Origin of the sequence: Arthrobacter sp. NEB 688 (assembly GCF_013201035.1) — a bacterium.
GTDB lineage: Bacteria > Actinomycetota > Actinomycetes > Actinomycetales > Dermatophilaceae > Phycicoccus.
On sequence record NZ_CP053707.1, the window covers coordinates 3,675,763 to 3,696,445 of the forward strand.

The following is a 20,683-nucleotide window of genomic DNA, read 5'->3' on the forward strand; positions in this document are numbered from 1 at the left end:
CCCGGGACGCGGCGAGGGCCGCCCGGACGGTGTCCGGACGGCCCTCGAAGGGGTCGGTGACCGGGCGGACCCGGTCGGGTGACCTCAGTAGCGGTAGTGCTCCGGCTTGTACGGGCCGGCGACGTCGACGCCGAGGTACTCGGCCTGCTCCTTGGTCAGCTCGGTGAGCTCGACCCCGAGCGCCTCGAGGTGCAGCTCGGCGACCTTCTCGTCGAGGTGCTTCGGGAGGGTCTTGACCTCCGGCTTGCCCTCCTCGTCGACGTACTCGTCGGTCTTGCCGAACAGCTCGATCTGGGCGATCGTCTGGTTCGAGAACGAGTTCGACATGACGAAGCTCGGGTGGCCGGTGGCGTTGCCGAGGTTCATGAGGCGGCCCTCGGACAGGACGATGATCGAGTCGCCGTCGTCGAAGGTCCACTCGTGGACCTGCGGCTTGATCTCCTGCTTCTGGATGCCGGGGACCTTCGCCAGGCCGGCCATGTCGATCTCGTTGTCGAAGTGGCCGATGTTGGCGAGGATCGCCTTGTTCTTCATCTGCTGCATGTGCTCGGCGGTGACGACGTTGAAGCAGCCCGTCGAGGTGACGACGATGTCGGCCTGCGCGACGACGTTCTCGAGCTTGGCGACCTGGTAGCCGTCCATCGCGGCCTGGAGCGCGCAGATGGGGTCGATCTCGGTGACGATGACGCGCGCGCCCTGGCCGCGGAGCGACTCGGCGCAGCCCTTGCCCACGTCGCCGTATCCGGCGACGACGGCGACCTTGCCGCCGATGAGGACGTCGGTGGCGCGGTTGAGGCCATCGATGAGCGAGTGGCGGCAGCCGTACTTGTTGTCGAACTTGCTCTTGGTGACCGAGTCGTTGACGTTGATCGCCGGGAAGAGCAGCTCGCCGGCCTCGGCCAGCTGGTAGAGGCGGTGGACGCCGGTCGTGGTCTCCTCGGTGACGCCCTTGATCTCGGCGGCGACCTTCGTCCACTTCTGCGGGTCCTGGCCCATCGTGCGGCGGACCAGCGCCTTGAAGACACCGAACTCCTCGGTGTCCTCCTCGGTCGTGGGGGGCACCTGGCCGGCGGTCTCCCACTCCTTGCCCTTGTGGACGAGCATCGTGGCGTCGCCACCGTCGTCGAGGATCATGTTGGCACCCTGGCCGCCCGGCCAGGTGAGGATCTGCTCGGTGCAGTCCCAGTACTCCTCGAGCGTCTCGCCCTTCCAGGCGAAGACCGGGACGCCCTGCGGGTCCTCGGGGGTGCCGTGCGGGCCGACGACGATGGCCGCGGCGGCCTCGTCCTGGGTGGAGTAGATGTTGCAGGAGGCCCAGCGGACCTCGGCGCCGAGCGCGGTGAGCGTCTCGATGAGGACCGCCGTCTGGACGGTCATGTGCAGGGAGCCGGCGATGCGGGCGCCCTTGAGCGGCTGGGCGTCGCCGAACTCGGCGCGCAGGGACATCAGGCCGGGCATCTCGTGCTCGGCGAGGCGGATCTGGTGGCGGCCGGACTCGGCGAGCGAGAGGTCGCGGACCTTGTGGTCAACGGACATGCGTGAGCTCCTCAGGAGGTCGTTGCGATTCGGTTGACCGGCATCGCCCATCTGGGCCGCGCAGTGCGAGGGTCATCACCCGGGCCGGTACAGCGTCTCTCAGGATACCGCAGCGCGCGGTGTGCCCGGTGGTGCCTGCGTGCTCCTTCGACGGATCAGCCGCGCGAGGCGTTCTCGACGGCCGACTCGCGGGGGTCGGCGGAGACCGGCCCCGGGCCGTCGACGTCCGGGCTGCCGGGCGCGGTGTCGACGTCCGGCTCGAGGTAGATGACCAGGCGCACCTCGGGCACGCTGTCGCGGGCGGCCTGCTCGGCCTCGTTGATGGCCGCGATGACCTCGGCCGCGCTGTCGGTCTCGCCGACGGCGAGCTTGGCCGCGACGAGCACCTGGTCCGGGCCGAGGTGGAGGGTGCGGCTGTTGATGACCCGGTCGACGGCCTCGGGCGAGACCAGCGCGGCGAGGATGCGCTCGCGGGCGCGCGGCGAGGCGGCCTCCCCGACGAGCAGGCTGCCCATCTCGACGGCGAGCACGGCCGCGAAGACGACGAGCAGGATGCCGATCGCGCCGGAGCCGATGCCGTCCCAGACGGGGTTGGCGGTGACGAGCGTCAGCCCGACGCCGGCCATCGCGAAGCCGAGGCCGATGAGGGCGCCGAAGTCCTCGAGGAGCACGACGGGCAGCTCGGGCGACTTCGTCGTGCGGATGAAGCTGACCCAGCCGCGGCCGCGGCGGACCTTGTTCGACTCGCGGATCGCGGTGCGGAAGCTGAGGCCCTCCATGACCATGGCCGCGACGAGCACCGCGAGCGGCACCCACCACCACCGCGACTCGAACGGGTCGTAGTCCTCCTCGCCGAGGGACTCACGGATCTTCTCGTAGGACTCGAAGAGGGCGAAGAGCCCACCGAGGACGAAGAGCATGATCGCGACGAGGAAGGAGTAGACGTAGCGCTGCTGCCCGAACCCGAAGGGGTGCTCCTGGTCGGGGGCGCGACCGGCGCGCTTGCTGCCGACGAGCAGGAGCACCTGGTTGCCGGTGTCGGCGACCGAGTGGATGGACTCGGCGAGCATCGAGGAGAAGCCGGTCAGGAGGAAGGCGACGAACTTCGTCACCGCCACCCCGAGGTTGGCGAGCAGCGCCGCGAGGACCGCCGCCGAGCTCTCGCCGGACGACCCGCCCGACCCGCCCGAGGGCTCGCCGGCGGGTGCGTCGCTCGTCGTCTCGCTCATGGGCCGATCCTAGGGACGCCCGGCCCCGTACCGTCGTCGCATGCCCAGCGCACGTGGAACCCTCGACTGGATGCCCGCCGCCGACCACCCGGAGCTGCTCGCCCCGCCGGTCGCGGCGGCCGTCGGCGCCGTGGAGGGCGCCCTCGTCGCCGCCATCGACGCCGAGCTCGCCGACACCGCCGCCTTCTGCGACGCCTACGACGTCGCGCCCGCCGCGAGCGCGAACTGCGTCGTCGTCGCCGGCCGGCGCGGGGGCGAGACCCGGTACGCCGCGGTCATGGTGCTCGCGACCGACCGGGCCGACGTCAACGGCGTCGTGCGGCGCCACCTCGACGCCCGCAAGATCTCGTTCGCGCCTCACGACGAGGCGGTCGGCCTGACCGGGATGGAGTTCGGCGGCATCACCCCGGTCGGCCTGCCCGCGGGCTGGCCGGTGCTCGTCGACGACGCCGTGGTCGAGGCCGGCGAGGTCGTCGTCGGCAGCGGCATCCGCGGCGGCAAGCTGCTCGTCACCGGGGTCGACCTGCTGGCCCTGCCCGGGGCGCAGCGGCTGTCGCTGGCCCTGCCCCGGGACTGACCGGCGGCCCGCCGGGCGGTCAGGACGTGCGGTCGCGCAGGTCCGTCACGTGCCGCGAGACGGACGGGTCGAAGCCGAGGCCGAGCGCGAGGTAGGTCGCCGCGAAGTCCACGAGGCCGACCAGCGACGCCAGCCGCTCGAGCGCGTGCCCGGCCCGGGCCTGCTGCTGGAGCACGACGGCGCCCGCGTCCTCGGCCGACGCGACGACCGCGTCGGCGAGCCCGGCCGCCTCCCGGCCGAGCGTGGGGTCGCGCAGCACGAGCAGGCCGAGCCGCGGAGCCGCCGGGCCGTCGAGGTAGGGGTCGGCGAAGATGTCGCGCCCACCGCCGGCTCCCCCGGTGCCGCGCGCCCCGAGGCCGGCGGCGAAGGGGCCGTCGAGAGCGGCGACCGCGGCGCTCGCGGCGTCCGGCAGGCGCCCGTGCGTCGCGGGGACGCGGGCCGTGCGCGAGAGCATCTGCGCGGCGCGGGCCGCGGCCACGCCGGTCAGGGCGCCGTCGCCGAGGACGACCGGCACCGTGCCGTCGAGCGTCGTGGCGACGACCTTCGCCGGGTTGACGAACGCGTCGGACGAGGGGCGGCACTCCTCGGCGACCTCGTCGAGGACCCGGGCGACCCGCTGGAGCGCGTCGTCGGGGGCGTCGGCGAGTCCGAGCCGGTCGGCCGCGACGAGGACCGGGGTGAGGAGGGACCAGAGCGCGGTGCGCGAGGACGGCGCCGGCAGGGCGACCTCGACGTGGACGCCGCGGGCGCGGGCCGTCACGTCGGCGAGCGGTGACTGCGCCGCCCCGACGGTCAGGAGGCTCGCGCCACGGCGGCCGGCCTCGGCCGCGAGCCCGAGCGGCCCCGCGGCGCGGCCGGACTGCGACACGGCGACGACGAGGTCGAGGGGCCCGACCCAGCCCGGGAGCGGGCCGTCGCCGCGCAGCATCACCGGCACCGGCGAGCCCGGGTCGGTCAGGCAGTCGAGGACGTCGCCGACGACGGCCGAGCCGCCGAGGGCCGCGACGAGCACGGAGCGTGGCCGCTCACCGCCGGCGACCCGCTCGATGCCGGCCTCCTCGGCGGCGACGAGGGAGCGGCGCACCTGGGCGCCGGCCTGCGCGAGCGCGCGCAGGGTGTCGCGGGAGTCGAGCGCCGCGAGCGCCTCGACGTCGTCGAGCCGTGCCTCGTCGACCCAGACCATCGCGCGCCCCGGCTCAGGCCGGGTGCCGGGCCTCGTCGACGAGGAGCACGGGGACGCCCTCGTCGATGCGGTAGGCGAGGCCGCAGGCGCCGTTCGTGCAGACGAGCTCGGGACCGGTGGGGCCGGTGTCGTCGCGCAGCTCGGCCCGGCAGGACGGGCAGCGCAGGATCTCGCGCAGCCAGGGCTCGAGGTGGGCGCTGGTGGCGGCCGGCTCGCTCATGGGGTCCTCTCCGGGGGTGGCTGGTGCTCGCCGCCGATCCTCCCACACCCGGCTCGCCCGGGACCGGCCGCCGCGGGCCCGCCGGCGGGGCCGGTCGCGGTCGGTGACACCCCGGGGCGTGTCCGGTGTTGTGACCTGCGGGGACGGTCCATAGGCTCGGTGGCACGACGCCGCGGAGACGACGCGTGGAGGGAGGCGCCGTGTACCTGGAGATCCTCGGCCGGCTGCGCCTCACCGGCCCGTCCGGGCCGCTGCGCCTCACCGAGCTCGAGGCCGGGCTGCTCGGTCTCGCGGCCCTGCACGACCACGTCGACGTCGACTCCCTCGGGTCGTGGCTCTGGGACGGCGAGCCCCCGGCGTCGGCCCGCAACCGGGTCCAGGCCCTCGTCTCCGGCATCCGGCGCAAGGCCGAGGGCACCCAGGTGCTCGTGACCGACGGGCGCGGCTACCGCCTCGCGGACCGGGTCGACCGGGACCTCGCGGTGTGGGGCGAGCGGGTGGCCGCGGCCCGCCGGGTCCGCGACGCCGACCCCGGGACGGCCCTGCGCCACTACGACCGCGCCCTGACGACCTTCGCCCGCGAGCCCCTCCTCGGGGCGCCCGGCACCGCCGCCGTCGAGGTCGAGCGCAACCGGCTCGTCCAGGAGCGCCTCTCGGTGCTCGAGGAGCGCCACGCGACGGCGCTGCGCGCGGGGGTCCTCCAGGGCCTCGTCGCCGACCTCGACGCCCTCTCGGCCCGCCACCCCTTCCACGAGGGGTTCACCGCACTCCTCGTCCAGGCCCTCGCGGCCACCGGGCAGCAGCGGCGGGCCCTCCAGGTGTTCCACGCCGCCCGCGAGCGGCTCGACCGCGAGCTCGGCGTCCGACCGTCCGACGCGCTGGCCGGCGCGCTCCAGGCCGTCCTCACCGGCACCGGCCGGGTGGCCCCGCGGCGGGCGGCCCTCGAGGGGCGCGAGCCCGTGCCCACCCTCCCGGTGCCGCGCACCCTCCCCCGCCGCCCGGACGTCCTCGTCGGCCGGGCGAGCGAGGTCGACGCGGTCCTGCGGGCGGCCGAGGGGCTCGAGCACGGAGCCGTCGTCGTCTCCGTCACGGGGCTGCCCGGCACGGGCAAGTCGACGCTGGCCCTCGAGGTCGGGCACGCCCTGCGCGAGCGCTTCCCGGACGGCACCCTCCACCACGACGGCGCCAACCTGCCCGGGGGGACCCCCGTCGAGACCCTCGTGACGACGTTCCTCCCCCTCCTCGGGGTGCACCCGGAGGCCGTGCCGTCCTCGACCCCGGCGCGGGTGGGGCTGCTGCGCTCCCTCCTCGACGCCCGGCGGGTGCTCCTCGTCCTCGACAACGTCGCCGGAGAGGAGGACGCGGCGCGGCTGTCGGACCTCCTGCCCGCCGGGCCCGGCTCGATGGCCCTGGTCACCTCGCGCCGGCCGCTGCCGGGGCTCGTCGCGGGCCACCGCATCCGGCTGGGCAGCCTCGACCCGACCTCGTCGCACCGGCTGCTCGCGGAGCTCGTCGGCGCCCAGCGCACCGAGGAGGCCCCCGAGGCCACCGAGGAGGTCGTCCGGCTGACGGGCGGCCTGCCCCTCGCGCTGCGGCTGGCCGCGGGCCGGCTCGCGCAGCGCCCCGACCTCGGCCTCGACGACCTCGCCGCCCGGCTGCGCGGCACCGGGCGCGCGGGCAACGACCTCGCCGTCGTCCACGAGAGCCTCGAGGGCCTGGTCGAGGGCCTGACGCCCTCGTCGCGGGCTGCGCTCGAGGCCCTGGCCCACCTGCCCGTCGACGCCTTCAGCGGATGGGTCGTCGGCAGCCTCCTCGGCGACGCGGGCGCCGGCGAGACCGCGCTCGACGCGCTCGTCGAGGCCAGCCTCGTCGAGCCGGTCGTCCGGGAGGACCACGACACCCAGTACCGCCTGCACGGCCTCGTGCGCGGGCACGTCCGCAGCGGCGCCGGCCGGACCGGGCCCACGCACGCCCCGGGGCACGCGCACCCGCACGGGCACGAACACGGGCACGGGCACGGCCCGGCCGCGGGCGCCCCCCACGTCCACCGGCCGCCGGCGGCGGGCGCGACCGGCGACCTGACGACCGCCGAGGCGGAGCGCCTCGGCACCGGCGCGCTGGCCCGGGCCGACGCCTTCCTCGTCGACCGCCCCTACCGCCTGCTGCCCGTCCCGGAGCTGCCCGCCGACGTCGTCCGCCCGGACCCGGCCCCCGTCGTGCGTCGCCGGTCACGTCGCTTCTTCCGCACCGAGACACCGCTGTTCGTCGCCGTGTCACGCTCCCTCGTCCGCACCCGGCCCGACGTCGCGTGGCGGCTGCTCGTCGAGACGGCGCTCGGCACCGACGCCGCGACCGACCTGCACGCGTGGTTCGAGGCCGAGCACGAGGTGCGCGAGGCCCTCGTCGGCGCCGACGACGACAGCCGGCTCGGTGTCGCCCACCTCGTCCTCTGCCGAGCCTGGCTGCTGCAGGACCGGCTCTCGGACTCCGCCGGTGCGCGTGACCTCGCCGAGACGGCGCGGCGGCGGCTGCACCTCCTCGGGGCGCACGAGGCGGCGGCGGGTGCGTCCGTCGTCAGCGCCCTCGCGTCGGTCTCGCTCGGCCGGCGGCCGGACGCCGAGCGCGCCGTGCTCGCCGCGGAGGCCTCCATCGGGCGCAGCGGCGACCCGACCCTCGCCGGCTGGTCGGCGATCGTGCGGGGCACGCTGCACAACGACTACGACGAGCTCGGCGCCGCGGCCCGCGAGTTCACCCGGGCCCGCGAGATCCTCGAGGGGTCGCCCCGCACCGTCGCCTACGCGCTCGCCACCCTCGAGCTCTCCCGGGTCCGGCGGCGGACCGGCGAGCTCGCCCCCGCGGTGCTGCTCGTCGACGAGTCGCTCGACGTCCTCTCCTCCATCGAGGCCGTGCACATGTACTCGTATGCGCTCGACGCGCGCGCCGAGGTCGCGCTGGCGACCGCCCGTCCCCACGAGGCCCTCGACGACGCGCAGACGGCCCTCGACCGCGCGACCGCCTCCCGCGACGCCTTCCTCGCGGCCCGCTCCCGCCGCACCCGGGCCCGGGCCCGCCTCGCCCTCGGCGACCTGCCCGGCGCGGAGTCGGACCTGCGCACCGTCGTCGAGGAGTTCACCGCCCTCGATCGCCCGCTGAGCGTCGCGTTCGCCTACCAGGTGCTCGCGGCGGTGCTCGACGCCACCGGCGACCGGGTCGGTGCGAGCGAGGCCCTGCGCCTCGAGCAGTACGCCTACCGGCGGGCGACGGAGTCGCGCCCGGCGGCGCCGCGCCGCCGCAGCCCCGGACCGGCCTGACCGGCGCCGACTGCCGTCCCGGGCGGCCGCTCAGCCTCGGACGATGCCGAGGACCGCGTCGCGCACGCGGGCCATCGTCGGGGCGTCGGCCGCCTCGACGTTGAGCCGCAGGAGCGGCTCGGTGTTCGACGCCCGCAGGTTGAGCCACCACATCGGGTCGCCGTCTCCCCCCGCGTGCGTCAGCGTCAGCCCGTCGAGCCGGTCGACCTCGACGCCCTGCTGCTCGCCCCACGCGAGCACGCGCTCGGTGGCGGCGCCGGCGTCGGCGACGGTCGAGTTGACCTCTCCGGAGGCGCTGTAGCGCGAGAGGTCGGCCATGAGCACGCTGAGGGGCTGCTCCTGCTCCCCCAGCGCCGCGAGGGTGTGCAGCGCCGCGAGCATCCCCGTGTCGGCGAACCAGAAGTCGCGGAAGTAGTAGTGCGCGCTGTGCTCGCCGCCGAAGACCGCGCCGTGGCGGGCCATCTCGGCCTTGATGAACGAGTGCCCGACGCGCGTGCGCACGGCCCGGGCGCCGGTCTGCGCGATGACCTCGGGGACCTGCGCCGAGGTGATGACGTTGTGGACGACGGCGACGTCACCGGCGTCGGCGCCCTCGGCGACGGCACGGGCGACCTCGCGACGGGCGATGAGGGCGGTGATCGCACTCGGGCTCACCGGCTCCCCGCGCTCGTCGACGACGAAGCAGCGGTCGGCGTCGCCGTCGAAGGCGAGACCCAGGTCGGCCCCGTGGGCGACGACGGCCGCCTGCAGGTCGCGCAGGTTCTCCGGCTCCAGCGGGTTCGCCTCGTGGTTCGGGAAGGTGCCGTCGAGCTCGAAGTAGAGCGGCTCGACCTCGACCGGCAGGGCCGGCAGGCCGGCCTCGGTCCCGAGGACGGCCGGCACGGTGAAGCCACCCATCCCGTTGCCGGCGTCGACGACGACGCGCAGCGGCCGGGAGGCGGACAGGTCGACGAGCCCGCGCAGGAAGCCGGCGTAGTCGGCGAGCAGGTCGCGCTCGGTGAGCGAGCCCGGCTCGACGTCGGGGTCGGGGACCTCCCCGGCGAGGATCCGCTCGGCGAGGACCCGGACGTCGGCGAGGCCGGAGTCCTGACCGACCGGCCGGGCCGCGCTGCGGCAGAGCTTGATCCCGTTGTACTGCGCCGGGTTGTGGCTCGCGGTGAACATCGCGCCCGGACGGTCGAGCGCCCCGCTGGCGTAGTAGAGGCCGTCGGTGCTGCACAGGCCGATGAGCACGACGTCGTGGCCCCGGCTGCGGACGCCCTCGGCGAACGCCGCGACGAGGGCGGGGCCGCTGTCGCGCATGTCGTGCCCGACGACGCAGGCCGGCGCGTCGTCGGAGGCGAGGACGACCTCGGCGAAGGCGGCCCCGAGGGCGCGCGCGACGTCCGGGTCGAGCTGGTCGGGGACGGTTCCGCGCACGTCGTAGGCCTTGACGACGTCGCTGAGGGATCGCGTGGTCACGGCGCCCGAGCCTACGCGAGCGCCTCCCGCGCCGGTCCCGGGGGCGAGGTCACTCGACGAGGCGGATGGGGTCGCCGTCGAGCGTGGCGCTCCACGACGTGGTGTCGGCGGGCTGCGACCCGGCGCCGTAGTTGAACTCCAGGCGCACCCAGCAGCCGCTGGGCGAGGAGTCGTTGCACCCGTACGTCGACGGGATCGGGACGGTGATCGTCTGCCAGCGCCCGTTGTAGATGCTGCTCACGGCGATGGTGCAGTCGACCAGCGGACCGTTGGTGATGCCCTTGCCCTTGCACCCGGCGAAGCTCCCGCCGGTCTCGCTCGGCGGCACCACCTTGACCGTGCTGCCGGCCACGGCGCCGTCGCCGATGTCGAAGAGGTTGACGTTGAAGAACTGGCCGCTGGAGTTGCTCGGCACGCGGGCGAGGAAGAACTTCGAGGTGGTGCTCGGGATGTTGGCGTAGAGGACCATCTGCGAGTAGCCCGCGACGGCGATGTTGTCCTTGTCCGAGCTCCCGGTGCCGTAGGCCCGCAGCGAGAAGCGGTTGTGGCCGCTCTGGGCGTCGGCGCCCAGCCCGTTGGTGTGCACCTGGATGGAGTAGGTGCCCGGCTGGACGGTGCCCGGGATGGTGCAGACCTTGACCCAGCGGCGGAAGGTCTCCGCGATCTCCGGGCTGGCGGTGTACTGGGGCGTCCCCTTCTTGAGGGCGAGGGACAGGTCCTCGTTGTAGCCCCCGAAGGTGCGCGGTCGGCAGCTCGCCGTGTTGAGCGTCGGCCAGTTGGTCGGCTCCCAGGGGTTGCCGGCCGGGCCCTTGAAGAGGAACTCGGTCTTGGGCTTGGCGCCGGTCGTGAACGGCTGGTCACCCGTGCAGTACGGGGAGGAGTTGCCCTGTGCGTAGCGGACGGACGGGTTGCTCACCTCGGTGTCGGCCGGCGCGAGGGCGCTGGCCTGGGTGAGCTTGGCCGTCCCGAGGTTGCACAGGTCGCCGACGGCGACGAAGGCCGGGTCGAAGGCCTCGATGGTCAGGTTGGTGACCGCCTGGCGCACGGTGACGGTGAAGACGTGCCCGTTCGGTTCGTAGTCGGCGTTGTCCCCGTTGACGCACCCGTCCGAGGTGGCGTTCGTGCAGTAGTCGTTCTGGAAGGCGTCGCCGCTCTGCTTGTTCGCGGGGATGCTCCCGACGTTGGCCCAGAACGCGCCGGTGTTGTCGCAGTTGCTGCTCGCGGTGGTGCCGACCTCCGGGTCGTCGCCGAAGTGGTTGCACGGGCTGCCGAGCGGCACGGGGCCGGCGAACTCCGCGATGGCGTGGCGGGAGACGAGGGTGCTGCTCTGGCCGAGGAAGCCGCCGAAGAAGTTGGTCACCCGCGAGCTGATGTCGACCCGCAGCCGCGTCGAGCCGCCGGCCAGGGACGGGGACACGACGGCGTTGTTCGCCCCGTTCGTGAAGCCGTTCGTCGAGGCGTAGCGCTGGGCCTCCGAGTAGGCGCCGAACCGGTCGTCGGGCAGCTTGGTGACGCCCGCGAGGGCCGCGGCGTCGGCGGCGCGCTGGGCCCGCTGGCCCTCGAGGTACCAGTGCCCCACGTCGACGGCGAACGCGGAGAACCCGAGGAGCACGATGAGCAGCAGGCCCGAGACGACGGCGACGTAGCCGCGCTCGTCGCGCTGCTCCGGCTGCCGGCGGGGCCTCACTGGCACCCCTGCGTCTGGGGCATGGGCTCGAAGCGCAGCACGGCCGACTCCTGGATGGTGATCGAGCTGAAGACGAACTTCGTGAACGCGTTGTGCCGCGTCTTGACGTAGACGCCGATGCGGTCGGGCGGGCTGTACGAGCACGCCTTCTGGTCGATGGCCTTCCAGTTCGAGTAGGTGGGGGTGAACCGGGTGCCGTTCCACGAGAACTTCACGCACGTCGTGCAGCCGCTGAAGCTGCTCGTGCCGGTCGGGAACTGGTCGGCGAGGTTGGCCTTGTAGACCCACAGCTCCTGCACCTGGCCCCGGTTGAAGGCCGTCCCCTCGGCGGCGACGCTGTCGGCCGCGTCCTGCGCGTAGGTGCTGATCCGGGGCTCGGCCGAGGCGGTGCGAACCCCCGCCCGCACCGCGCTGGCGACCGAGAGGTAGTCCTTGAAGAACATCCCGAACTCGATGATGCCGACGACGAGGAGGATGAACATCGGCGTGACGAGGGCGGCCTCGACCGCCACCGCCCCACGCTCGCCACGCCGGCGCCGCCCCATCACGACCCGGTCCCGATGCAGGGCTGGGTCGAGGGGATCTGCTCCAGGCGCATGACGACGTCCTCGGTGATCAGGGCGTTGTTGGCGAACATCACCGTCGCCTTGTGCTGGTAGACGACCCGCACCCCCACGCTGTCGACGGCGACGAGCCCGCTCGAGCACGCGTTGCGGGAGAGCCACACGCCGGAGCCGGCGCTCGGCGTGCCCGGGCCGGTGAGGGTGAACTTGACGCAGTTGACGCCACAGGCGAGGGGCGTCACCAGGACCGATGTCGTGCCGACGTTGGCCTTGTAGACCCAGATCTCCTTGACGTCCTGCCAGCGCAGGTCCGTCATCGCGGAGGCGGCCTGCGTGGCCGCGGACCGCGTGAAGGTCGCGTTGAGCGGGTCGGCGGCGGCCATCCGTGCCCCGGCGCGGGCCGCCGTCGAGACCGAGTAGGAGTCCTTGAAGTACATCGACAGGTCGATGACGCCGGCGAGCATCGAGAAGAGGAAGAGGAAGACGATCGCGGCCTCGAGGGCCACCGCCCCCCGCTCGTCGCGCACCCCGTCGGCGGGCACGGGGCAGCCCCGGACGAGGCGGAGGCGCGGGCGTGCCACAGAGGGACCCTTTCCCTGCGAGCGGTGTGGGCGCTGCCGACGCTAGGTGCGTGCGCCCCGGACCGGGAGGGGCGCGGGGGGTGGAGGGGCCGAACGGCCGAGCAGGTCGGACCGGCCGGGTGAGGGGCCGGCGCCGACGGGGACGCTCAGGCCTCGGCGCTGCCGCGCAGCATGCGCAGGTGGCCGCGGCGGGCGACCTCGCCGGTGACCGGCGGCTCGGGCGTCGTGGGGGCGGCCGCCGGCCGCGGACGGCCCGCCTCGCGGACCGCGTCGGCGAGCGCGAGGAGGTCGTCGGACGAGGGTTCCGGGTCCGGGTACTCCGTCACGAGGCGCAGGACCTCCCAGCCCCGCGGGGCGGTGAGGCGGGTCGCGTGCTCGGCGCACAGGTCGTAGGTGTGCGGCTCGGCGTAGGTCGCGAGCGGGCCGAGGACGGCCGCGCGGTCGGAGTACGCGTAGGTGAGGGTCGCGACCGCGGGCTGGCGGCAGCCGGTCCTCGTGCACTTCCGCGACAGGTTCACACCGAGACTCTAACCGCGCCTGCCACCCCTCCGCGGAGGCACGCCGTAGCATCGGCCGGGTGAGCCCACGCCGTCGCGACCGCCACGGGCGGGGTCCCCGGGGACCGCTCGCCTGGCCCACCGTCCCGGTGATGGCCACCCGCCGCGAGCGCTTCGACGACCTCGTCCTCGATGCCGCCGACCGCCTGCGTCCTCACCTGGGGAACCGGTACGCGGCAACGGAGTTCGCGGTCCAGGAGGTCCCCCCGACCGACCCGGCGCCGTGGGACGAGCAGGTCGCGCCCCTCGGGCGGCTGCTGCGGGCCACGGCCGCCCGCACCGACCGGGTCGTCGTCTACCGGCGCCCTGTCGAGGCCCGGGCGCACGACGACCTCGACCTCGCCGACATCGTCCGCGAGGTCGTCACCGAGCAGGTGGCGGCCCTCCTCGGCGTCCCGGCCCACGAGCTCGACCCGGACGCCGAGCCCGAGGACTGAGCGCGCCGGTGCGGGGCCGGCGCGGCCTCAGGGCAGCGGGAAGGCGCGGCTGACGGGCGAGGTGACGGCCGTCGGCGCGAGCGGGGCCTCCGAGAGCAGCTGCTGCGCCCCGGAGCCCGACGTCGACACGAGGCCGCCGCGCAACGCGCCCGAGCCGTCCGTGCGCTCGACCCACACCGACTGCGCGCCGCCGAGGTCGACGTCGGCGGCGCGGTCGGACAGCAGGGCCACCGTGCGGGTGCGGGCCTCGCCGTCGACGACGACGGTGACCTCGGCCGTGCTCGCGCCGCCGGTGCTCACGAGGTGCAGGGTGCGCGTGACGCCCGGGGTCGGGGGCAGCGCGGACCCGGCGACCTCGTCGACGACGGGCGCCGAGACCGCCCAGCCGATGTCACCGGCGCCGCGGGCGTCGCCGACACGGGTGAGGACCCCGGCGACGACGGGCACGTCGGAGCGCACGACGACGGAGTAGGTGCCCGCCGGGACCGACGGGAGCGCGAGCTCGCCGACGCCCTCGGCGCCGACCGTGAGGACGGTGTCGTCGGTCGTCGTGACCGGCCCGTCGCGGCCGAGCAGGGTCACGCTCGCCACGGCCTCGTCGCCGCCCGGCGCGAGCACCCGCAGGGTCGAGCGGCCGCCGAGCAGCGTGGCCGGCACGACCTGCACGGTGGCGGGGTCGGCCGCGGGGACGGTGGTCTCGGCGCCCTGGGGCGTCGTGCCCTCGATCCAAGTGTCGGACAGGAAGGCGGTCAGCCCGCCCCCGTCGGCGACGACGTGCACGGCGGGGGTCTTCTCGTCGGCGGCGACGGCGTCGAGGAGCAGGGTGGTGCGGCCGCCCGGGGGCACGGTCTCGGTGCGGGCGGGCGCGACCGGCCCGTCGGCGCCGTGGACGGTGACGTCGGCGGTGACCGGGTTGCCGCCGGGGTTGGTGAGGACGAGGCGCTCGAGGCGGCCCGGGCCGTCGCCCCCGCCGAGGAGCCACAGGTCGGTCGCCGCGCCGCGGCACGGGGTCGTCACGAGGCCGCGCAGGTCGGGCGCCGTGCTCGACCACTCCTGCGTCGCGGTGACGGCCGGGGCCAGGGCACCCTGCGCCCGCAGGGTGACCGGGCCGGTGCGCGGGAGGTCGCCGACGCCGTCGGCCGGGCGGCCCGAGAGGGTGACGAGGGGGGTGGAGCCGGCGCTCGCGCGCGCGCTGCCCGCGCCGGCGGCGGGGACGGGCAGCAGCTCGGAGGGTCCGGTGGCCGCGGCCACCCGGCCGCCGGTGCGGACGTCGTCGACGCCCGCGATGCCGGTCAGCTCGGGGCCGGGGCACATCGCGTCGACGCTCGTCGCGAGGCTCGTCGGCGCGACCGGCGCCTGCGTGACACCGCTCGCCGCGGCGAGGTCGAGCGTCTCGAGGCGCGTGGTGGCGCCCCAGACGAGGCCGGCGGCCACCCCGCCGGCGAGGAGGACGCGAGCCGCGCCCGGGAGGGCGGGGCGCACGGCGGCGAGGCGGCTCATCGCTCCCCCACCCGGCTCTCGCGGCGGCCGAACGGGACGGCGAGGAAGCACAGGACGGCGACGGCGAGGAGCTGGCCGAGGTGCCACCAGCGCTGGGGGTCGGTGAGGGTGATGGTCAGCTCTCCGGGGCCGCGCGGCAGCTCGTAGGTGGGGGTGGGCTCGCCGGGCACGGCCGACAGCACGCGACCGTCGACCTCGACGACCGCGTGCTCGGCCCAGGCGGCCGGCTCGGCGACGACGAGGCGGCTGTCGGCCGGCGCGTCGACGGTCGTCACCGTGGCGCCGTGCTGACCGGTCGTCACGACGAGGCGGACCTCGTCGGGCGTCTCCATCCGCAGGCGCGGCGAGGCGACGAGCGCCTCGGAGTCGGCGCCGGAGGGGCTCAGGCGCCACAGCTCCCAGCCCGCGCGGGGCGAGATGCGCTGCAGCCCGTCGGTGGCGTCGAGGCGTCGGACGACCTCGGGGACCTGCTCGCCGCGGACGGCGAGGAGGTCGGCGGCGGTGTCGCGGACGAGGGCCTCGCTGCCGGGCTCGGCGCCGAGGAGGGCGGTGACGTCCCCGGCGATGGCGGCGTCGGCGCCCGCGGGGGCCGGCAGCCCGCGCACGAGGGTCGCGTCCTCGCGGCCGAGGACGCGGTAGCCCGCGCCGCGGTCGCCGGGCACGACGAAGAGCGAGCGGGTGGCGAACGCCCCCTCGGACTGGTCGACGGCGACGGCGGGGCGGGGGTCGCTCCACGGGGCGAGGAGGCGCCCGAGGCCACCGGCGACGACGCCGCCGGCGAGGACGGCGACGGCCGCGACACCGGCGCCGAGGACGGTCCAGGACCCGACGCGGCGGGCCCCGCGCAGGCCGCGGACCGGCAGCCCGTCGAGGCCGCGCACGAGGGCGAGGACGAGGACGAGCACGAGCGGGAGGAGGAGCGTCCCCACCCAGGGGGTGACGGGCGCCCCGGCCTCGGGCAGCCCCGCCGGGACGGTGCCGAGCCGCACGCGCGGCGCGGCGAGGGCCGCGGCGAGCAGGAGCGGCACGAGGAGGGCGAGGGTGCTCGCGCCGCCCCGGCGGCGTCGACCGGCCCCGAGGGCGAGGACGGCGACCGTGACGAACGGCAGGGCGGTCCACCACAGCGGCGCGCCGGCGCCGCCGACGTCGAGGAGGGCGGTGCGCCACGCGGGCAGCGGGTCGCCGCCCCAGTCGGCCAGGCCCGAGCCCGCGACGAGCGCCGGCCACGAGACCTCCCCCGCCCGGACCACCCACGGGGCGAGCACCGCCGACGGCACGAGCGCCGTCACGAGGGCCGCGGTGCGCGAGCCCCGGCGCACGAGGAGGAGGACGAGCGCGACGAGCACGCCGAGCGCGGCGAGGACCGGGGCGAAGGACCCGAGGACGACGAGCGCCAGGGACGTCGCGAAGGCGCTCGTGGCCGTGGCGCGCCGGGCGGCCAGGAGCATCAGGCCCGCGGCGACGGCCGGCAGGAGGACGAGCGCGACGGCGGCGCCGAGGCGGCCCTGGGCGACGCCCGCGACCGCCGGGCCGGAGGTGGCCCAGGCGAGGGCGCCGAGGGTGCGCAGCCAGCGGCGCGGGGTGAGCGCGCGGAGCATCAGGTAGGCGGACAGGGCCCCGAGCGGCATCGCGAGGAGCAGCAGGAGCCCGACGACGAGCCCCGCGGGCGAGGACGGCACCGGCACGAGGGGCAGGTGGGTCACGAGCCAGGCGGGCCCGGCGAGCAGCACGTGGGCGGGGCCCGCCTGCTCGGGGCCGCCGAGCCCGGCACCGGTCCAGCCGTCGCGCCATCCGTGCCAGAGCCCGGCGGCGGTCGTGCGGGCACCGACGAGCTCGCCGCCCTGGAGGCCGCCACCGAGCCCGGTGACGACCCCGAACCCGAGCGTGCGGCCCGCGGCGACGGTGACCGCGAGCGCGGCGAGGACGGCGACGACGGCCGGGTGGCGCACGACGCGGACCAGCCAGGAGCGCGGGTTGAGGTCGGCCGCGGCGTCACCGATCGGCGCCTGCGGGGGCAGGAGGGCGTGGTGGACGCTGTCGCCCCACGAGGTGAGGACCGCCCGCCGCGGCTCGAACACGGCGGCGAGGTCGCGGCGGCGCACGGTCGCGCGGTGCCGGGTGCGCCAGCGCGAGCGCAGCCCGCGGACGGGGTCGAGGGAGGTGAGGGCGCCGATCTCGGCCCAGGCGCTCCGCGGGCGCTTGAGGAGCAGCAGCCCGAGCGCGGCGACGACGGAGGTCAGGGCCACCCACACGACGAGGACCGGCGACCACCACCACGGCGCCCGGGCGAGGGCGACGCGGCGCGCGGCCCGGCGGCGGGCGGCGGTCGTGGCGGACGCGGTGGCGACACCGGGGGCGGAGCGCATCCGCGAGGAGGGGACGACGACGACGCGCCGGCCGCTCAGCTGGGCGCGCCAGCCGAGGTCGAGGTCGGCGCCGACGTCGCCGAAGGAGGTCTCCCAGCCGCGCAGGGCGAGGAGCAGGTCGCGCTCGAGCAGCGAGCCGGCGAACGGGACGGCGAGGACGTCGCTCGTCGTGTCGTACTGCCCCTGGTCCGGCTCCCCGGGCAGCGGGCGGGCCAGGAGGCGACCGCCGCGGGTGGTGCGGATCGAGAGGGCACGCAGGCGGTGCGGCGCCTCGGCGTCGACGTGCTTGGGGCCGACGATGCCGGTCGAGGGCGAGCGGCGCCAGGCGTCGACGAGGCGCACGAGCGCCGCGGGCTCGGGGGTCGTCCCGACCGGGAGGAGCCACAGGAGGCTCGTGCGGTCCTCCGGGAGGTCGAGGACGGCGCGGTGCACGGCCCGGCGCAGGGGCCGGCGGTGGTCGGCCGCGACGACGCGCACGACGACGTCGTGGTGGGCGCGCATCCGCTCGACGAGCGAGGCGACCGTCACCTCGCCGACGCCGTCCGGGTCGGGGACGGCGGCACCGTCGGTGCGGTCGAGGACGAGCAGGTCGTCCGGGCGCTGGGTCTGCGCGAGGACGGCGTCGAGGAGTCGGGCGAGCCCGGCGGGGTCGCGGTGGGTCACGACGACCGCCGTGACGACGGGGCGCACCGCGGCGGTGGTGGCCGGTGCCGTGTCCACGGGACGGGGTGGGGCGAGCGTCATCCGGACGAGGCCTTCGACGAGGGGAGACCCCTCGTCAGACGGCGCGCTTCTTCAGCTTGCGCCGCTCGCGCTCGGACAGGCCGCCCCAGATGCCGAAGCGCTCGTCGTTGCCGAGGGCGTACTCGAGGCACTCGGAGCGCACCTCGCACGAGACGCAGACCTTCTTGGCCTCGCGGGTGGAGCCGCCCTTCTCGGGGAAGAACGCCTCGGGGTCGGTCTGCGCGCAGAGCGACCGCTCCTGCCAGGACAGGGCCCCCTCGTCCGGCTCCGGTGAGCCGAGCATCCCCTCGACCAGAAAGAGCTCGTGCATGATGCTTCCTCCTCGACCTCGACCCGTGCACCCCGGACGGTCACCCCGGAGTACATGCAGGGAATTACACGCGTGTCATGCCACGCTCGTCAAGCCAAACGGTGTTATCGACGAGATTTCCCGTGATCCGGTGACTGTGGTACGGGTGGGGCTCCGGCGGGCCACGGGGCGCGGGTGGCGCCCGGTCCGCCGCCCCGGGGGTGCACCGCCTCCCCCGGGGCCGCTCCCGGCTGAGAGACTGGCGCCCATGCGCATCACGGCTCTCGCCGGTGGCGTCGGCGGGGCCCGGTTCGTCCGGGGCCTGCGGCACCACCTCGACACCACGCCCGGCCTCGAGGACACCGAGGTCACCGTCGTGGCCAACACCGGTGACGACATCACCCTGTTCGGCCTGCGGGTCTCCCCCGACGTCGACACGCTGCTCTACACGCTCGGCGGCGGCATCGACGAGTCCCAGGGCTGGGGCCGCGCCGACGAGAGCCACCGCGTGCAGTCCGAGCTCGCCGCCTACGGCGCGCAGCCGCAGTGGTTCGCGCTCGGCGACCGCGACGTGGGGACGCACGTCGTGCGCTCGCAGTGGCTCGGCCAGGGCGTGGGCCTCTCGGAGGTGACCGCCCGCCTCGCGGCGCGCTGGGGGCTGCCCGAGCAGCGCATCACGCTCCTGCCGATGACCGACACCCCCGTCGAGACCCACGTGGTCGTCGACGACGGCGACGGCGAGCGCGCGATCCACTTCCAGGAGTGGTGGGTCCGCCACCAGGCCGCGATCCCGGCGCGGCGCTTCGTCGTCGCGGGGCTGGACCGCGCGGCGGCCGCCCCGGGGGTCCTCGACGCGATCCGGCAGGCCGATGTCGTGCTGCTGCCGCCGAGCAACCCCGTCGTGTCCATCGGCATCGTCCTCGGCGTCCCCGGCGTCCGGGACGCCCTGCGCGGCACGACGGCTCCCGTCGTGGGCGTCTCTCCGCTCATCTCCGGGCGCCCGGTCCGCGGGCACGCCGACGCGTGCCTCGAGGCCATCGGCGTGCCCGCCACCGCGGCCGCCGTCGGCGGGCTGTACGAGGACTTCCTCGACGCCTGGCTCGTCGACCCCGCCGACGCCGACACCACGCTGGCGCGGGCCCGGGTCGAGGCCTTCGACGGCCCGCTGCTCATGTCCGACGTCGAGGCGACGGCGCGCATCGCGGCGCATGCCCTGCGCCTGGCGACCGCGGTCACCGCGTGAGCGAGGGCGTCGTCGAGGTCCGCCCGCTCGCCGGCCTGCCCGAGGTCGGGGCCGGGGACGACCTCGCGGCGCTGCTGCTCGCGGCCCTCGCGTCCGACGGGCAGGCGCTGCGCGACGGCGACTGCCTCGTCGTCTCGAGCAAGGTCGTCTCCAAGGCCGCCGGCCTCACGTGGCCCGGCGAGCGCGTCGACGCCGTGGCCGCCCACACCGTGCGCGTGGTCGCCGAGCGCGCCGGGAGCACCGGCGCCACCCGCGTCGTCGAGTCCGTCGCTGGGCCGGTGATGGCCGCCGCCGGGGTCGACGCCTCCAACACCGGGCCGAGCGGCGCGGTGCTGATGCTGCCGGAGCGCCCGGACGTCGAGGCGGGCCGGCTGCGCGAGGCGCTGCTCGCGGCCGCGGCCGACGCCCTCCCCCGCCGGATGCTGGCCGTCGTCCTCTCCGACACCGCCGGGCGCCCCTGGCGCGCCGGCCAGACCGACTTCGCGCTCGGCGCCGCCGGCCTCGCCGTCCTCGACGACCTGCGGGGCGGCGTCGACCACGACGGCCGCCCGCTGGCCGTCACCGCGCGGGCCGTGGCCGACGAGGTCGCCGCCGCCGCCGACCTCGTCAAGGGCAAGGCCGACGGGGTGCCCGCGGCGCTCGTGCGCGGCCTGCCGGCGGCGTGGTTCGTCCCGGCCGCCGGGGACGCCGGCGGAGGCGGACACGTCGAGGGCACCGACGGGGCGGCCGCGCTCGTGCGGACCGGCCCGGGCGACTGGTTCGCGCTCGGGCACGTCGAGGCCGTGCGGGCCGCGCTGGGCGTCGCCCCCGGCTCGCCGGACTCGGACGAGGTCGGGCTGCGCTCCGTCGCCCCCGAGCCGCTGCTCGACCGGGTCGGCCGCGTGGTCGCGCTCGCGCTGCACGACGTCGAGGACGGGTCGGTCGACCTCGAGGTCCGTGACGGGGCCGCCGTGCTGGTGCTCTCCGCGCCCGACCCCTACGACCTCGGCCGGCTCGTCGTGCGCGCGCAGGTGGCCGCCGCCTCCGAGGACCTCACGGCCGTGCTCGGCGAGCGCGGGCCCGCCTCGGTCACCCTGCACCTCTCCTGACCCACGGGGCGCCCGAGCCCACCCGGGCCCCCTCGAGATCAGGCAACACGCAGAGGATCCGGGCCCGACGCCTGCGCGTTGCCTCCTCTCGACGTCCGGGATGCCTCCGCG

Annotated in this window: 17 protein-coding genes; 5 read left to right on the forward strand and 12 right to left on the reverse strand. The window is 76.0% G+C overall.

Going from position 1 to position 20,683, the window contains the following annotated elements; translation table 11 throughout:
• Window positions 1–84: 84 nt before the first annotated feature.
• Window positions 85–1,536 (reverse strand): adenosylhomocysteinase, encoded by a 1,452-nt coding sequence (ahcY, locus tag HL663_RS17275; RefSeq protein WP_173029503.1) that lies wholly within the window; start codon window positions 1,534–1,536, stop codon window positions 85–87.
• A 155-nt stretch (window positions 1,537–1,691) separates the two neighbouring features.
• Window positions 1,692–2,765, reverse strand: a complete 1,074-nt coding sequence (locus HL663_RS17280; RefSeq protein WP_173029504.1) for a cation diffusion facilitator family transporter — start codon at window positions 2,763–2,765, stop codon at window positions 1,692–1,694.
• 40 nt (window positions 2,766–2,805) lie between these two features.
• Between HL663_RS17280 and HL663_RS17285 the strand changes: the two genes are divergently transcribed.
• Complete coding sequence (locus HL663_RS17285) at window positions 2,806–3,342, forward strand: YbaK/EbsC family protein (RefSeq protein WP_173029505.1); 537 nt, start codon at window positions 2,806–2,808, stop codon at window positions 3,340–3,342.
• A 19-nt stretch (window positions 3,343–3,361) separates the two neighbouring features.
• Here the strand turns inward: HL663_RS17285 and HL663_RS17290 are convergent, their stop codons facing one another.
• Window positions 3,362–4,525 (reverse strand): SIS domain-containing protein, encoded by a 1,164-nt coding sequence (locus HL663_RS17290; protein WP_173029506.1) that lies wholly within the window; start codon window positions 4,523–4,525, stop codon window positions 3,362–3,364.
• Between the two features lie 13 nt (window positions 4,526–4,538).
• Window positions 4,539–4,745, reverse strand: coding sequence for a Trm112 family protein (locus HL663_RS17295; protein WP_173029507.1), 207 nt, complete (start codon window positions 4,743–4,745; stop codon window positions 4,539–4,541).
• Window positions 4,746–4,945: 200 nt separating this feature from the next.
• Here HL663_RS17295 and HL663_RS17300 point away from each other — a divergent pair, with 200 nt between their 5' ends.
• Window positions 4,946–8,056 (forward strand): AfsR/SARP family transcriptional regulator, encoded by a 3,111-nt coding sequence (locus HL663_RS17300; protein WP_173029508.1) that lies wholly within the window; start codon window positions 4,946–4,948, stop codon window positions 8,054–8,056.
• A 30-nt stretch (window positions 8,057–8,086) separates the two neighbouring features.
• On the opposite strand, the gene HL663_RS17305 is transcribed toward HL663_RS17300, so the two are convergent.
• From HL663_RS17305 to HL663_RS17325, 5 genes are all read right to left on the reverse strand, one after another.
• Window positions 8,087–9,517, reverse strand: coding sequence for a phosphomannomutase/phosphoglucomutase (locus HL663_RS17305; RefSeq protein WP_173029509.1), 1,431 nt, complete (start codon window positions 9,515–9,517; stop codon window positions 8,087–8,089).
• Window positions 9,518–9,566: 49 nt separating this feature from the next.
• Entirely contained in the window at window positions 9,567–11,204 is a 1,638-nt protein-coding gene (locus HL663_RS17310) for a pilus assembly protein TadG-related protein (RefSeq protein WP_173029510.1), read from the reverse strand.
• The gene (locus HL663_RS17315) at window positions 11,201–11,716 is read right to left on the reverse strand and encodes a TadE/TadG family type IV pilus assembly protein (protein WP_216842616.1); all 516 of its coding nucleotides are present in this window, start codon (window positions 11,714–11,716) and stop codon (window positions 11,201–11,203) included. The genes HL663_RS17310 and HL663_RS17315 overlap by 4 nt, the downstream gene beginning before the upstream one ends.
• 32 nt (window positions 11,717–11,748) lie before the next feature.
• Window positions 11,749–12,348, reverse strand: a complete 600-nt coding sequence (locus HL663_RS17320) for a TadE/TadG family type IV pilus assembly protein (RefSeq protein WP_173029512.1) — start codon at window positions 12,346–12,348, stop codon at window positions 11,749–11,751.
• A gap of 146 nt (window positions 12,349–12,494) precedes the next feature.
• Entirely contained in the window at window positions 12,495–12,866 is a 372-nt protein-coding gene (locus tag HL663_RS17325; protein WP_173029513.1) for a DUF3499 domain-containing protein, read from the reverse strand.
• Window positions 12,867–12,997: 131 nt separating this feature from the next.
• On the opposite strand from HL663_RS17325, the gene HL663_RS17330 reads away from it, so the two are divergent.
• The gene (locus HL663_RS17330; RefSeq protein ID WP_173029514.1) at window positions 12,998–13,342 is read left to right on the forward strand and encodes a metallopeptidase family protein; all 345 of its coding nucleotides are present in this window, start codon (window positions 12,998–13,000) and stop codon (window positions 13,340–13,342) included.
• Between the two features lie 27 nt (window positions 13,343–13,369).
• Here the strand turns inward: HL663_RS17330 and HL663_RS17335 are convergent, their stop codons facing one another.
• Genes HL663_RS17335 through HL663_RS17345 form a run of 3 tightly spaced genes read right to left on the reverse strand, consistent with a single transcriptional unit; the run spans window position 13,370 to window position 18,262 of the window.
• Window positions 13,370–14,842 carry a DUF5719 family protein gene (locus HL663_RS17335; protein WP_173029515.1) on the reverse strand — a complete coding sequence of 491 codons (1,473 nt, stop codon included), beginning with the start codon at window positions 14,840–14,842 and terminating at the stop codon, window positions 13,370–13,372.
• The gene (locus HL663_RS17340) at window positions 14,839–17,928 is read right to left on the reverse strand and encodes a glycosyltransferase (protein ID WP_173029516.1); all 3,090 of its coding nucleotides are present in this window, start codon (window positions 17,926–17,928) and stop codon (window positions 14,839–14,841) included. The genes HL663_RS17335 and HL663_RS17340 overlap by 4 nt, the downstream gene beginning before the upstream one ends.
• 58 nt (window positions 17,929–17,986) lie before the next feature.
• Window positions 17,987–18,262 (reverse strand): WhiB family transcriptional regulator, encoded by a 276-nt coding sequence (locus HL663_RS17345; RefSeq protein ID WP_030527629.1) that lies wholly within the window; start codon window positions 18,260–18,262, stop codon window positions 17,987–17,989.
• Window positions 18,263–18,509: 247 nt separating this feature from the next.
• Here HL663_RS17345 and cofD point away from each other — a divergent pair, with 247 nt between their 5' ends.
• Entirely contained in the window at window positions 18,510–19,484 is a 975-nt protein-coding gene (gene cofD / locus HL663_RS17350) for a 2-phospho-L-lactate transferase (RefSeq protein ID WP_173029517.1), read from the forward strand.
• Complete coding sequence (locus tag HL663_RS17355) at window positions 19,481–20,572, forward strand: coenzyme F420-0:L-glutamate ligase (protein WP_173029518.1); 1,092 nt, start codon at window positions 19,481–19,483, stop codon at window positions 20,570–20,572. Before cofD ends, HL663_RS17355 begins: the two co-directional genes overlap by 4 nt.
• Window positions 20,573–20,683: the final 111 nt, after the last annotated feature.